This is a genomic window from Mesorhizobium sp. U510, from assembly GCF_059180695.1.
Genome location: NZ_CP180532.1, coordinates 2957366 through 2971408, shown reverse-complemented (window position 1 = coordinate 2971408; position 14043 = coordinate 2957366). Strand labels below are relative to the sequence as shown.

14 protein-coding genes are annotated in these 14043 nt (G+C 62.9%); 5 read left to right on the top strand and 9 right to left on the bottom strand.

Translation table 11 applies throughout. The features are described 5' to 3' along the window. Positions 1 to 4 precede the first annotated feature (4 nt). Positions 5 to 214, top strand: a complete 210-nt coding sequence (locus ACLGL5_RS15875; RefSeq protein WP_069091510.1) for a hypothetical protein — start codon at positions 5 to 7, stop codon at positions 212 to 214. A 35-nt stretch (positions 215 to 249) separates the two neighbouring features. Here the strand turns inward: ACLGL5_RS15875 and ACLGL5_RS15870 are convergent, their stop codons facing one another. Then, positions 250 to 1155 carry an NAD(P)-dependent oxidoreductase gene (locus tag ACLGL5_RS15870; protein WP_069091509.1) on the bottom strand — a complete coding sequence of 302 codons (906 nt, stop codon included), beginning with the start codon at positions 1153 to 1155 and terminating at the stop codon, positions 250 to 252. 122 nt (positions 1156 to 1277) lie between these two features. Between ACLGL5_RS15870 and ACLGL5_RS15865 the strand changes: the two genes are divergently transcribed. Continuing rightward, a complete protein-coding gene (locus tag ACLGL5_RS15865; protein WP_019856607.1) occupies positions 1278 to 2018 on the top strand; it encodes a FadR/GntR family transcriptional regulator in 741 nt (246 codons plus the stop codon). 8 nt (positions 2019 to 2026) lie between these two features. On the opposite strand, the gene ACLGL5_RS15860 is transcribed toward ACLGL5_RS15865, so the two are convergent. From ACLGL5_RS15860 to ACLGL5_RS15840, 5 genes are all read right to left on the bottom strand, one after another. Further along, on the bottom strand, positions 2027 to 2758 hold the full coding sequence (locus ACLGL5_RS15860; protein WP_083246656.1) for an ABC transporter ATP-binding protein: 732 nt from the start codon (positions 2756 to 2758) through the stop codon (positions 2027 to 2029). Beyond that, positions 2755 to 3477, bottom strand: a complete 723-nt coding sequence (locus ACLGL5_RS15855; RefSeq protein ID WP_019856605.1) for an ABC transporter ATP-binding protein — start codon at positions 3475 to 3477, stop codon at positions 2755 to 2757. The genes ACLGL5_RS15860 and ACLGL5_RS15855 overlap by 4 nt, the downstream gene beginning before the upstream one ends. After that, a complete protein-coding gene (locus tag ACLGL5_RS15850) occupies positions 3474 to 4478 on the bottom strand; it encodes a branched-chain amino acid ABC transporter permease (protein WP_064983458.1) in 1005 nt (334 codons plus the stop codon). Before ACLGL5_RS15850 ends, ACLGL5_RS15855 begins: the two co-directional genes overlap by 4 nt. Further along, positions 4475 to 5347, bottom strand: a complete 873-nt coding sequence (locus ACLGL5_RS15845; protein ID WP_019856603.1) for a branched-chain amino acid ABC transporter permease — start codon at positions 5345 to 5347, stop codon at positions 4475 to 4477. Before ACLGL5_RS15845 ends, ACLGL5_RS15850 begins: the two co-directional genes overlap by 4 nt. Positions 5348 to 5417: 70 nt before the next feature. After that, positions 5418 to 6632, bottom strand: a complete 1215-nt coding sequence (locus ACLGL5_RS15840; RefSeq protein WP_069091508.1) for an ABC transporter substrate-binding protein — start codon at positions 6630 to 6632, stop codon at positions 5418 to 5420. A gap of 175 nt (positions 6633 to 6807) precedes the next feature. Here ACLGL5_RS15840 and ACLGL5_RS15835 point away from each other — a divergent pair, with 175 nt between their 5' ends. Then, positions 6808 to 7794 (top strand): aldo/keto reductase, encoded by a 987-nt coding sequence (locus ACLGL5_RS15835; RefSeq protein ID WP_019856601.1) that lies wholly within the window; start codon positions 6808 to 6810, stop codon positions 7792 to 7794. 270 nt (positions 7795 to 8064) lie between these two features. On the opposite strand, the gene ACLGL5_RS15830 is transcribed toward ACLGL5_RS15835, so the two are convergent. The 3 genes from ACLGL5_RS15830 to ACLGL5_RS15820 are packed head-to-tail and all read right to left on the bottom strand — an operon-like array spanning position 8065 to position 11694. After that, positions 8065 to 9054 (bottom strand): ABC transporter permease, encoded by a 990-nt coding sequence (locus ACLGL5_RS15830; RefSeq protein ID WP_171903269.1) that lies wholly within the window; start codon positions 9052 to 9054, stop codon positions 8065 to 8067. Positions 9055 to 9068: 14 nt separating this feature from the next. Continuing rightward, positions 9069 to 10703: a sugar ABC transporter ATP-binding protein gene (locus tag ACLGL5_RS15825; RefSeq protein ID WP_494372933.1), complete on the bottom strand. Its 1635-nt coding sequence runs from the start codon at positions 10701 to 10703 to the stop codon at positions 9069 to 9071. After that, positions 10627 to 11694, bottom strand: coding sequence for an ABC transporter substrate-binding protein (locus ACLGL5_RS15820; protein WP_069091506.1), 1068 nt, complete (start codon positions 11692 to 11694; stop codon positions 10627 to 10629). Before ACLGL5_RS15820 ends, ACLGL5_RS15825 begins: the two co-directional genes overlap by 77 nt. 322 nt (positions 11695 to 12016) lie before the next feature. On the opposite strand from ACLGL5_RS15820, the gene ACLGL5_RS15815 reads away from it, so the two are divergent. Together ACLGL5_RS15815 and ACLGL5_RS15810 are read left to right on the top strand one after the other, a co-directional pair. Further along, positions 12017 to 12889 (top strand): DeoR/GlpR family DNA-binding transcription regulator, encoded by an 873-nt coding sequence (locus ACLGL5_RS15815; protein WP_019856597.1) that lies wholly within the window; start codon positions 12017 to 12019, stop codon positions 12887 to 12889. Further along, the gene (locus tag ACLGL5_RS15810; RefSeq protein WP_038644985.1) at positions 12876 to 13970 is read left to right on the top strand and encodes a four-carbon acid sugar kinase family protein; all 1095 of its coding nucleotides are present in this window, start codon (positions 12876 to 12878) and stop codon (positions 13968 to 13970) included. The genes ACLGL5_RS15815 and ACLGL5_RS15810 overlap by 14 nt, the downstream gene beginning before the upstream one ends. Positions 13971 to 14043: the final 73 nt, after the last annotated feature.

Genomic DNA, 14043 nt, shown 5'->3' with positions numbered 1-14043 from the left:
CGCTATGGGCACGATGCACTTTGACGACGAAGCGAAAGCCGAGCTCCATTCGGAAGCCGTGAAGCTCATCGCGCGCTACGACTGTCCGCTTGAGACCGTGAAGGCGCTCATGGCCTATAATTGCGAGCTAGAGACCCAGATACTCGCCATCGCCCACCGGCATCCGGGGATAGTGTCAATCGGCTACGATCCTACTCCGCCCGTGCTGGGGTGATCGCTGGTAATTGGCTGCAATAATCGGCCCTGCCGTCATTCCGCCGGTAGCTCCACCAGCGACACCCCATTCAGCCCCGCGACAATATCCGACAGCGCCGGCACGAACTTTTCGCCGTGGCCGGTGGCGACCGCCGTCGCAAAACCGTTGCGCACCACGGCGCCCACCGGGTTCGCAACGCCCGCCGCCTGGGCGAACGACGCGAGATAGGTCATGTCCTTCAGCGCGTTGGCGATGGCGAAGCGTTGGGCGTTTTCGTTGCGGTTAAGGACGAAATCGAAGAAGGCCTGGTAGAAGCCGCAATCCATGCGGCTGCCTGATATGACGCTGTTGAAGATCTGTGGCGTCAGGCCAGCCTTGGCGCCCAGCGTCAGCGCTTCCGAATAGATCGCGGAATAGCCCATCGAGACGAAATTGTTGAGCAGCTTCATGGTGTGGCCGCTGCCGGTCGGGCCGGTGTGGATGATGCGCGCGGCGAAGGCTTCGAGCACCGGGCGGGCACGGGCGACGGCTTCGGCCGCGCCGCCGACCATGACGTCGAGCTTGCCTTCCGCCGCTTCCTTGGGCGTGCGCGCCAGCGGCGCGTCGATCAGCGTCACGCCAAGTGCTGCGAGTTCGGCGGCAAGTGCTGTCGTGGATGAGGGATTGGAGGTCGAGCAGTCGATGATGAGCAACGGTGTGCCGGCCGCGGCAAGGCCATTGGGGCCTTTGACCAGCATTTCCACCTCGCGCGAGCCGGTGACGCACAGAATGACGATGTCGCAGGCGGCGGCAAGGTCGCGCGGGCTTACCGCCTCGGTGGCGCCGGCAGCGATCAAGCGTTCGGCGGCGGTGCGGCTGCGGTGCACGCAAACGGTCAGCGGCCAGCCCTTGCGCAGCAGATTGTCGGCCATGCCGGCGCCCATCGCGCCCAGGCCGATGAAGCCAATGCGTTCTTTCATGCGAAACCTCCTGTACCCGTGCCGGCGGGCTCAACTTTCGTCACCTTGCGGCGGGCACCAGTCGATGCAATCTTCCGAAGCAGAATCGGCCTTTGCCGAAGAACCGGACCGGAGCCCGCGCGATGGCGGAGACCACGCTTTTCGATGCCATACCGCAGGCGCCCAACCTGCGGACCGGGCTCGTCAACACGCTGATCGCACAGATCGAGTCCGGCGACCTGGCGCCCGGCCAGAGGCTGCCGACCGAGCAGGAGATCGTCGCCGCCACCGGCGTCAGCCGCACCGTGGTGCGCGAAGCTCTCGCAGCGTTGCGCGCCCGGGGGCTGATCACCACGCGTCAGGGCCTCGGCGCCTTCGTCGCCAAGGATCCGCTGCCACGGACCTTTTCCATCCTGCCCGACGATCTCGAATCGATCGACGAGGTGCTGCGCGTGCTGGAATTGCGCATGGGCATCGAGGTCGAGGCGACCGGCCTTGCCGCCGAGCGGCGCAGCGAGGCGGCGCTGGCGCAGATGGGCTCGCGGCTGGACGCGCTGGAGGCGGCGGTGCGTGCCGGCGGATCGGGCTCGGAAGAGGATTTCGGCTTCCACCGCGCCATTCTGGCGGCGACCCAGAACCCCAATTTCACCCGGCTGTTCGACACGTTCGGCAGCGCCATGATCCCGCGCCAGTGGACGCGGCTCGACCGGATGACGGAGGCCGACCGGGAAAAATATCTCGAGCGCATGCAGCGCGAGCATCGCGCCATCCTCGCGGCGATCGAAGCCCGGGACGTCAACGCGGCGCGGCGCGCCATGCGCAGCCATCTGGCCAAGAGCTACGCCCGGTTCGAGGATCTGCGCGACAAGGCCCGCCACGACTGAGTGCTCGCTCATGCGGGTGCCCCAGCCACACCGCCGAGATAGAGTTCGCGCATCAGCGACATGTCGCTGAGTTCCTCGATCGGTCCTGAAACGACGATACGGCCGTTCTGCATGAGATAGCCGCGCGAGGCGACGGCGAGCGCCAGGCCGGCATTCTGCTCGACCAGCAGCACCGAGGCGCCGAAGCGCGCGCCGATATCCAGAATGATCGCCTTGATCTCCTTGACCAGCAGCGGCGACAGGCCGAGCGACGGTTCATCGAGCAGCAGCACGCGCGGCCGCGTCATCAGCCCCCGTGCGATCGCCAGCATCTGCTGCTGGCCGCCGCTCAGCGAGCCGCCCCGGTCGCGGCGCTTGGTGGCGAGGATCGGAAAGAAGGCGAGCATGGTCTGGAAGTCGGCCTCGACGGCCGCCTCGTCGCGGCGCGCATAGGCGCCGAGGCGCAAATTCTCCTCGACCGTCATATCGACGAAGATTTTTCTGCCCTCCGGCACCAGCACGACGCCGCGTCTCGCCATCACATCGGCGGCGGACCCGGTGACGTCGGCGCCGTCGAAAGCGATGTTGCCCGCGCGGGGTTTGATCAGCCCGGCGATGGCCTTGAGCAAGGTCGATTTGCCGGCGCCGTTGGGCCCGAGAATGGTGACGATTTCGCCTTCGGCCAATGTCAGCGAGACGCCGCGGTTGACGATGGTCGGCCCATAGCCGGTGACGACATCGGAGACGGCGAGCAGGTTCACAGATCGCCTCCGAGGTAGACGTCCAGCACCTTGGGATCGGCAAGTACCTTTTCGGTCGGCCCGTCGGCGATCTTGGAGCCGAAGTCGAGCACGGCAAGGCGCCGGCACAGCATCTGCATCAGCTTCATGTCGTGGTCGATGACGCAGACCGTGATGCCATGGCCCGGCAACTGGCGAACAAGGCCGACAAGGGCAGAGGTTTCGCGGTCGTTGAGGCCGGCGGCCGGCTCATCGAGCAGAAGCAACGACGGCCGCGTGGCCAGCGCCAGCGCGAGGCCAAGCAGGCGCAGGCTGCCGAAGGGCAGAACGCCGGCCTTTTCGCCGCCGAGCGCGCTCAAGCCGACGAAATCGAGCAGCGCCTGCGGCGTCGGCCAGGGATTGGCGGCGCCCCCTGCCCGCCTGTGCTCGCCGGCGATCTGCACATTCTCCAGCACGCCAAGCCCGGCAAAGGCCATGGCCTGCTGGAAGGTGTAGCCGATGCCCGCCCGCGATATGGCGTGCGGCGCCAGACCGGTGATGTCGCGCCCGCGAAACAGCACCGTGCCGCCGCTTGGCTTGTGGACGCCGGTGACGACGTTGAACAGTGTGGTCTTGCCGGATCCGTTCGGGCCGACGACACCGAGGATTTCGCCCTCCTCGACGGCGAGGTCGACGCCGGCAAGAGCCGTGACGCCGCCGAACTGCTTGCCGAGGCCGCTGATCGCCAGGATCGGGCTCATTGCCGCGCCTCCGAGGGGGCGGCATCGCGCTCCGCCTCCTGTTTCGGCTTGCCCGAAAATGCCACGCGGAGTGCTCGGACGATGCCACCGATCAACCCGTCGGGCAAAAGCATGATGACCGCGATCAGGCAGACGCCGTAGACGATGCGCGACTGCACCGGATCGAGGTTGAGCACTTCCGGCAGGAAGGCGACGAGGATGCCGCCGGCCAGCGGGCCCTCGATCAGCCTTGCCCCGCCGATCATCACCATCAGCGCCAGATAGATGCTGGGGAAAGACGAGAATTGCGAGGGCGAGATGTGGCCGAGGAAATAGGCCAACAGCACGCCGGAGATGCCGGCAAAGACGCCGCTGACGACGAAGGCGCCGATCTTGTGGCGGCCGACATTGATGCCGAGCGAGGCGGCCAGCTTTTCGTTTTCGCGGATGGCGCGCAGCGTGCGGCCATAGGAGGAATGGATGATCGCCCAGCTCGCCACCGCCGCTGCCGTGACGAAAGCCACCACCATCAAATAGTAGCGCGTCAGATCGCTCATGTCGGCGCCGAACAGGGTGACCGGACCGGCGATGTCGAGCCCCGTGGCCGCACCGGTATAGTCGCCGCCATTGGTGAGCACGATGGCGAGCAGCTGGCCGAAGGCGAAGGTCATGATGACGAAGTGATGGCCGCCGACACGCAGCGAGGGAATGCCGACGATCATGGCGAAGACGGCACTTGCCAGGGCGGCCACCGGCAGTGCCGTCCAGAAGCCGACGCCGAAGTCCCGCGCGAGGATCGCCGCCGCGTAGGCACCGACACCGACCAGCGCCGCATGCCCCATCGACAGGATGCCGGTCTGGCCGAACAGGACCGACAGGCCGTAAAGCGCGATGACGTTGGTGCCGGCCGAAATCGCCAGCGACAGGAAGCGGTTCGAGGGCGAAAACAGCGGCACCGCCGCGATCAGCGCCAGGATGACCAGCACCGGCAGCAGCGACCGCAACGCGTTGCCCGTCTTCATGACGCCATCCGGGGTCCGCTGGTGCCGCCGAACAGGCCGTGCGGCCGCACGATCAGCACCAGGATCATCAGCACGAAGGAATAGGCGTCGGTCCATTGCGAGAAGCCGTAGCCGGCGCTGAAGCCTTCGACGATGCCAAGGATGAGGCCAGCGGCGACGGCGCCATAGATGTTGCCAAGCCCGCCGATCAGGGCCACGGCGAAGCCTTTCATCACCATTGTGCCGCCGGTGAACGGCGTGATGGGGAAGAGAGCGATCAGCAGCGCGCCGCCGAGCCCGGCCAGCGCACTGCCGAGCACGAAGACGCCAGTGATGTAGCGGCGCACCGGAATGCCCATCAGGGCGGCAGTGTCGCGGTCCTCGACGCTGGCGCGCAGCGCGCGGCCATAGCGGCTGGCGGTGATCATGCGGAAGCTCAGCGCCACCACGGCAATGGTGATCAGAATGACCATGACGCGGACCGATGCGATGCGCACGCCGCCGACCTCCCACACCGTGGTCAGCGGCCGCGGAATGCTCTTCTGGTTGGGATTCCAGAACAGCACGACCACATGCTGCAGCACGACGATGAGGCCGAGCGAAACGATGAAGCCGTTGGTCGGCCGCTCCAGCGTGAAGCGGAACAGGCCGCGCTCGAGGATATAGCCCATCAGCCCGACCGCCAGGATCGCCAGCACCACAGCAATGGGGAAACCGAGGCCGGCGCTGACGGCGAGCCAGGTGACGATGCCGCCGATCATCAGGAATTCGCCATGGGCGAAATTAATGATGCCGGTCAGGCCGAAGATCAGTGTCACGCCGATAGCGATGAGCGTGATGACGCTGGCGATGGAAAGGCCGTTGAGGATTTGCTGGATGAAAATATCCACGGCGATCGAGACCTGTCTTGAAAAAAGGGAGTTGGCGGCTGATGCCGCCGCCAACCCTGGGATTAGGGGCTTAGCTCTTCGGCGCTTCGGCCGGCGGCTGCTGCATGGCGCAGGAGATGGCCCCGCCAGGTGCCGCGGCGCAGACTTCCGTTGCATGGGTGACCTGATGCGTCGGATTGAACGTCAGATCATCCGAGACGACGCCCTGGTGGTGGAGGCTGAGCAGCGCCTCAACCGTCTTGTCCGGATCGAAGCTGTCGGCCTTCTGCCAGGCTTCGACGAGGAAGTGCACATAGTCATGGTAGAGCAGCGACACCGACGAGGTCACGCCGTGCGGGGCGCCGGCGGCGAAGTAGGCATCGAAATAGGCCTTGGCCTTCGGGTTGGAGGACTCGCCCCAGCACACCGGCACGCAGCTCATCGCCACCGGTACGTCAGCCGAAAGCTGCTTTTCCTTCCAGATGCCGGGGTCGACGCCGAACAGGAAGTAGCTCTTAGCGGCGCCCAGTTCGAGCGCCTGCGGCAGTGCCGTCAGTGTTGAATCGCCATTGTACCAAAAGTGGATGATATCAGGATTGAGGCTCTTGGCCCGGGTCAGGAAGGGCGAGAAGTCGGTCGTGTCCGGCGGGTAGAAGATGATGTCCGGGACATCCTGCCCTTCGGCCTTCAGCGCCTTGTAGTAGTAGGACGACAGGAACTGGCCGGTGGCATCGTTGCCGACGATCATCACCGACTTCTTCGGCTTGAAGCCAAGCAGCGGTTCGAGCAGGGACAGCACGCCGCGCGCGGTCGATCCGGAGCGCTGGAACTCCTGCGGTTCGGACTGGAAGAGATAGTGATCCTCGCCGCCCGGCTTGACGCTGTCGGGGTTGAGGATTTTCGCCAGCGTCGAATTTCCGGCGAAATGGATGATCTTGGCCGGCTGCGTGATCTTGGCCATGGCCAGCGTAAAGTCATGCGTTTCCGAGCCGAAGATCGCCTGCACCTTGACGTCGCGCACCAGTTCCTGGGTGGCGGCGATCGCGGTGGCGATATCGGTGCGGTCGTCGCGCTTGACCATTTCGAGCTTGTAGGTCTTGCCGCCGACCTTGAAGCCGCCGGCATCGTTGATCTGCTTGACGGCAAGGCCGACGCCCGCCGGCAAAGTATGGCCGGCGGACACGAACGAGCCCGATTCCGCCGCGACGACGCCGATCTTGACGATGTTGTCCTCGGCAAACGCCGGATGAGCGAACGCGCCAAGGCACAAGGCCGCCGAGGCGGCCAGTTTAAGCAGGGTTTTCAATTTGAGATCCTCCCGACTCCAAATCATTGCAGTCTTACCGGGTTGTCATACAACCCTGTAATCTGGTAAATCTTACGGACGGGGATGTCAATCGCATTGCCATGCGATAAGGCTGCCCGAAAATCAGAATCGCAGAGCCGGAATTGCCGGCGAAGCCGCAGTCAGGAACAGCAAGATGCAATCACGGAAATTCGGCCGCACCGGCAGATCAGTCAGCGAGATCGGCTTTGGCGCCTGGGCGATCGGCGCCGCCTGGGGCGAGGTCAATGACGACGATGCGGTCGCCGCCTTGCACGCGGCACTCGACGCCGGCGTCACCTTCCTCGACACCGCCGATGTCTATGGCGATGGCCGCTCGGAGAAGCTGATCGCCAGGGTGATGAAGGAGCGCGGCGGCGAGCGGCCGTTCATCGCCACCAAGGCCGGACGGCGGCTGCCGAAGCAGACCGTCGAAGGCTACAGCCTGGAAAACCTGACCGGCTGGATCGACCGCAGCCTGAAATATTTGGAGACCGACACGCTCGACCTGGTGCAGTTGCACTGCCCGCCGACCGACCTCTATTACCACCCGGAAGTGTTCGAGCGCCTCGACCGGCTCGTCGAGCAAGGCAAGATTCGCAATTACGGCGTCAGCGTCGAGCGTGTCGAGGAGGCCCTGAAGGCGATCCAGTATCCCAGCGTCGTCAGCGTGCAGATCATCTTCAACGCCTTCCGCCAGCGCCCGGCGGAACTTTTCTTCGCCGAGGCGAAGAAGAACGATGTGGCTGTTATCGCCCGCGTGCCGCTGGCCAGCGGTCTGCTGTCGGGCAAGTTCAAGGCCGACAGCAAATTCGAGCCCACCGACCATCGCCTGTTCAACCGCAACGGCGAAGCCTTCGATGTCGGCGAGACGTTTTCGGGCGTGCCCTATGAGGTTGGGCTCGCGGCGGTCGAGAAGATCCGGCCGCTGGTTTCGGGCGACGCGACGATGGCGAAATTCGCGCTGCGCTGGATCCTGATGTTCGACGCGGTGAGCGTGGTCATTCCCGGCGCCCGCAATCCGGCGCAGGCGCGTTCCAATGCCGAAGCGGCGGTGCTTGCGCCATTGTCCGATGATCTTATGGGCAAGGTGAAGGCCATATACGACCAGGACATCAGACCCTACGTGCACCAGCGCTGGTGATGGTCGACGCCATCGAGCCGGCCGCCCTTCCATCTGCCTCCGACGCCTCCCGTCACAATTCGCGAGAAGCCATCGCTACTTGATTTGACCGTCACGGCAGTCGGTCGGCGCGCCGGCGGGCGGCTCGGCGAAACCGATAGATGCCCGGAGTTATGACCGGAGCGGAATGGTCGGGCCGAGCGTAGCGCCTTGACCGAACGCATCTATTGCGTTCGGTGCCGGTATGGCCTCGCGTGATTGCGAGATAGCGATGGCATTGAGCGCAGTTTGCTACTTTATTATGCCGATCTTCCTGCGATCGATGGTGACGAAGACGGCACAAACCAGAACGGTCCCCTTGACGATATTCTGGAGGTACGGATCGACGCCGGCCATATTCATTCCATTCGACAGAAGCGTGATTATCAGAACGCCCAGCATGGTACCGACAACACTGCCGACACCTCCGGTCAACGGTGTTCCGCCGACCACCACCGCGGCTATGACGTCCAGCTCCAGCCCCTCCCCGAGTTGAGCGGTGGCGGCCATGGCGCGCGCGCCTTGCAGCAGGCCGGCAATGCCGCACAGGGCCCCGAGAAGCACATACATATAGATTTTCACGCGTGCGACCTGAATGCCCGTTAAAATGGCGACGCGTTCCCCACCGCCTATGGCGCGAACCTCGCGCCCGAACACAGTCCTGTTGATAATGCCATACGCGACGACCATCAGCACCAGGCCAATGATCACGGAATGCGGAATGCCCAAAGTCCGGTTGGTATAGACATTCAGGAATTGCTCGTCCTCGATCGAGACAGGAGCACCGCGTGTGAAAAGCAGCACGATGCCGCGATAGACCACCATCGCGCCCATGGTTGCGATGAAGGACGGCACCTTGCCTTTGGCCAGGAGAACGCCATTGACCAGTCCGGCAGCAGCACCGACAGCAATGGCGGGAATGATCGCCGCGGCGCCGAGGCTGTCAGCTGTCCACGCGGTTGCCAATGCCGCGAGCGCAACAATTGAACCGACCGAAAGATCGATTGAACCGGCCATGATGACGAAGGTCATGCCGAGCGCAGCAACCAGCAGCACCGTGCCCTGCTGAAGCACAATGAGAAAGTTGCTGAAGGTCAGGAAGCGTGGCGAGGCTATCGAGAAGGTCACAATGAGCAAGACAAGCATGGCAAGGGGAAAGCCGCGTTTGACGACTTCGAACCGGCTGGCATTGACGCCAGGTCCCCCGGTTGCGTTCGGTGTTTTGGTGGCGATCGAGGTCACGTTCGTTTCCATGGTCAGGCCATATGTCCAATGATGTCATGCTCGGTGGCATCGGCTGCCGTCTCGATGCGATGCGTAATTTGTCCTTGCCGGAGCACCAGCAAGCGGTCCGACATACCGATCAGTTCGGGCATGTCTTCCGATGACAGGATCACGGCGAGGCCCTGCGCCGCCTTCTGCCTTACGATGCGATAGATTTCCGTGCGGGCGCCGATATCGACCCCTCGCGTAGGATTGTTGAGCAGGAGCAGACGCGGCTGAACAGCCAGGCATTTGCCGATCACCACCTTTTGCAAATTGCCTCCCGAGAGTGACCGACAGGACGAATCGACGCTTTGTGTCTTGATGCCGATCTGGGCAATGAGATCACCCGCGATGGCAGTGGCAGCGGCGCGATCGAAGAACGGCCCATGATGCGGCGGGCGAGCCATCACCAGATTGTCGAGGATACTGAAGTCGGCGATCAGGCCTTCATTGTGCCGGTCACCCGGCAGATAGGCGACGCCCTGTCCCCAGGCAGAAGTCGGGCTTGACGGCGCATATGAACTACCCGCAAGCGTCATCGAGCCACCACGCAAGGGCAAGTCGCCGCAAATGGCTGCGAACAGCGCTTCGGCGCCAGCGCCCTTCAATCCGGCAAGGCCGAGGATTTCGCCGGCACGCACATTCAGGCTGACGCCGCCGAGTTCGCGCCCGACGGCGACCTCGCAGGCTTCGAAGACAACATGCTTGCTTGGATCTCCCGGCGGCCGCGGCGGATAGATGCTTCTCGCGAGCTCGCGCCCCACCATGCGGCGATGAATTTCATTGGGCTCGATCTCGCTCGTCCGATATGTTCCGACATATTGCCCGTCCTTCAGGATCGTCAATTCATCCGCGACGGCAAGCACTTCGTCGAGATGATGAGAAACGAAGGCTACGGTCATCCCCTGCCCCTTGAGTTCGCTGATGACGCGAAGGACAGCCTGAACCTCTCGATGATCGAGATAGGCGGTGGATTCGTCGAGAAGGAGGATTTTCGGATTTGTAGACAGCGCTCGGGCGATCTCGATGCATTTCAGCTCGCCGAGATTGAGGCGGCCTGTGTCGGCAGAGATCGATATTTGCGCGCCGATCCGTTCCAGGATCGCTCGCGCCGCGGCTTCCATACGCCTGCGATCGATAAAACCGAGAGGGCCGGCGAACTGCCGCAGGCGATCGATGAAGATGTTTTCGGCGACAGTCAGCGAACGGTTGATCGTGATTTCCTGGTATACAAGCGATACGCCAAGGGCGGCCGCACCGACAACGCTTGGTGGAGCGTAGCTTGCTTCATCCAACGTCATGACGCCGCTGTCAGGCGGTTCTGCGCCAGCAAGCATACGCAAGGTCGTCGATTTGCCGGCTCCGTTTTCGCCGACGATGGCGTGAACCATGCCGGGCCGAAGCACCACGGATACGCCATCAACGGCACGTGTCTGGCCGTAGCTTTTGCGCAGGTCGCTCGCAGCAAGTGTCATGAATTGACTACGCCCAAATGCCAGGCAGAGCCTGCCTGCAACCGTGGGATTGCTGGCAGGCCCAATCGGACGTTCAGTTGCTATACTGCATCTCGAAAACGGCCGGCTTGGCGTCCTTGTTGTAGAAGCGGGAGTGCTGCCGGAAATCATATTTCGGCACGCCGCCGGGGAAGTCCTTCTCGAACTGCGCAACGCGATCCTTGGTCAGCGGCAGCAGCTTCAGCTTGACATTGTCGGCGCCCGCGGGAACCGGAATACCCTTGATCTGATCGAAAAGGGCGACAAGGGCGAAGCCACCCTGAAGCCAATGACCGCCAATATCGAAAAGCAGGTCGCCGGACTTTACCGCATCGACATTCTCGGGGTTGAGATCCATTCCGACGACCATAACGTCCTTGCCGGGCGCTTTCCCATGGTTCTTGAGCGCAGCCATCACGCCGGTCGCGGTGCCGCCATTCGCGGCCCAGACGCCGGTGATGTCCGGGTTGCCCTGGAAGAGGGATTCAAATGCGGTCTGTGACGTATCACGGACGAAATTGCCATCGACTTCGCCGGCGACGCGCACATCGGGCGCTTCCTTGAGAGCGTCTTCCAGCCCCTTGCGGCGATCAATGGCGACCGAGGTGCCGGCGGTGCCGTTCACCACGCCGATCACTTTCTTGCCATCAGGCCCCGGCTTGATCGCGGCGAACAGCGCCTTGGCCATTTGGTATCCGGCGTCCTCATCGCTCGGCCCGATAAAGGCGATGTAATTGGGGAAACGCTCGGTTTGAGGCGAAAAATCCGGATAGCTGTCGGTGAGGATGACCGGTATGTCGGCTTCCTTGGCCAGGGTAAGCCCGCGAGCGGCAGTGGCCCAATAGGGCGTGAAAACAATGCCGTCGACCTTCTGGGCCACCAAGTCCTCAAGCGACTTGACCATCTGGTCAGGCTTGTTGTCGGCATTGAGGACGACGAGCTTCACACCAAGCTCATCCGCTCCCTTCTTCATGAAAGCGACATAGCTGTTCCAGAATTGCGCATCCAGGGTCGGCACGACAACGCCGACCGTGGGTTCATCGGCAGCGACAGCCGCCGTTGACAAGAAGGCCGCGGCAGCGGCGCCGACAAGGGCCGATCTAAGCTTCGACAAGAAAGACATGGTTCCTCCAACCCGGTTCGCAACAGAGCCCAAACGCTCTGAATCGCTGACATAATTCCCATTTTTTTGACAAGAACTGCGCACTTGTCAGCGCCAATTGACGATGATTGACGATCATCGCTTATCACATATGGTCAAAATCAGTCAAAATAATTCTAATAAGGCCAAAAGCGATAGGAATTCGCTCATCGCCATGACAAACCAGTGGGCTCGCCGAATGAATTCGTGATATTCGCGATGCTGGGCTCGCCATGATTCCGGCGAGCGCGTTGCTTCACTGTGCGGAGATACGGACGTGGCAAGGAATGTTCGAAAATCAACGGTGGAAGATACCGGGCCCTCGGCGTCCGCCGGGTCATGGGAAGACGATGGCGGGCGTGGACGGGTCGATCTGATACCGGCCAAGCGCCATGCCTTCATTCTCGAATGCCTTAAACGGGAAGGAACCGTCGGCGTTCAGGAACTCATCGATCTCATCGGCGCGTCACCCTCGACCATACGGCGCGACCTCGAGACGCTTGAACGGCAGGGGGCATTGGAGCGAACGCATGGCGGAGCGATGCTTCAACGCACGGAACTCGCCACCTTCGAGCCAGATCTCGCCACTGCCGCACACTTCGCCAGGGCTGAGAAGGAGGCCATAGGCGCGGCCATGATGTCGGAACTTCGCCCCGGGCAGAGTGTCATTTTCGACGCAAGCACGACTGTCCTGGAAGTCGCCCGCGCCATCGCCGCCGCGCCCATCGCGCTTACGGCCGTCACCAACAGTCTCGCGATCGCGCAGATACTCGCAACCGTGCCGGGCGTACGCCTCGTCATGCTTGGAGGCACCTGCAAGCCGGGTTCTCTGACTCTGGTTGGCCAGCCTGGCGAGAATTTCCTGCGCACCATCCACGCCGATGTGGCAATTCTGGGCACTCATGCCATCACCGGGGACATGCTCACGGAGACCTCGCTTGAGGTCGCGGCGATGAAGCAGGCGATGATCGCCGCGGCGCGCCGGGTGGTCGTGCTTGCCGACAATTCCAAATTCACCACTCCCAATTTCTGCACCATCTGCCGCTTGGCCGACATCCACCAGATCATTACCGATGACGGCATCGATCAGGCCAACCTCACCAATCTTCGGACGCTCGATGTGAACGTCCGCGTCGTGCGCGTCAGCCGTTCGGGTTCTTCAGTTGAGCGTTCTTGAGACTGTGGATATCCGGATCATCGCGGACGACCTGACCGGCGCCCTGGACAGCGCGGTTTGCTTCGCCTCGCCAGGCCACGGTGTCGGCGTGAGCTGGCGACTGGATCGTGCGCTCTCGGGCCGTTTGGCTGTCGATATCGCCACACGTGAGGGTGCCGAGACAACGGCCGTCGCGAGACATTCGAGGTTCGCGCCGTGGCTTGCCGCCGGACAGCTGAGCTTCAAGAAGATCGACAGCCTTTTGCGCGGTCACGTCATCGCCGAAATAGAAGCCTGCATCGTCGAGGGCGGGTACCAGCGCGTTGTTCTGGCACCCGCGTTCCCCTTTCAGGGTCGCGTTACACGTCTTGGGCGTCAATGGCGGCTCGACAGGCCCGAAATGGTAGGTCCCGACATCGTCGCCGGCCTGGGTCAGCGCTTTTCGTCTGGCCGGTCGGTACCGGGCGCGCGGCCAGCTCATTTCATCACACTCTACGACGCCGAAACGGACAAGGACCTGGACGAAATCGTTGCAACGGCGAGCGCGCCGCGGACACTCTGGGTTGGTACGGGCGGCCTGGCTGCCGCGCTGGCACGGCACGTGGGCACGCCACACATGCCTGTTCCGGCATTACCCGTCCCGTTCCTGGGCCTTGTCGGCACAAATCACGAAGTCACGATGGCGCAGGTGGCCTGCTTTTCCGCCAGCCATGCGGACGCGCATATCGTCGTGGAACGCGACATCGACAAAGCGAAAAGGGATTTGGCCAAACGCATAAAGAGAGGCGCGCCATCGGTCGTCACCGTCGCCGCATCGGGTGATCGCCAAATGGTGGCGGATCATATCAGCAAGGTGTTTGCCTCGCTTCTCGACGGCTTGCCAATGCCTGGAACGCTGCTCGTCACCGGCGGTGAAACATTGCGATCGGTGTGCTCCAGCCTGGGCGTCGTCGAACTCACGGTCGAGAGCGAGATCGAGCCGGGGCTTCCGATCTCCAGAATAGAAGCCGGCGTTTTCAAGGGGCTGGCCACAATCTCAAAATCTGGCGCATTCGGCGACAGCGCCCTCTTCTGCAGGCTCGCGACTCCAGCCCATCGCTGATCAAGACCGTCGCCGATCAAAGGCATAGGGGGCAGATCATTCGCGCCGGTCAAATGACGTCAAACGACGGTTC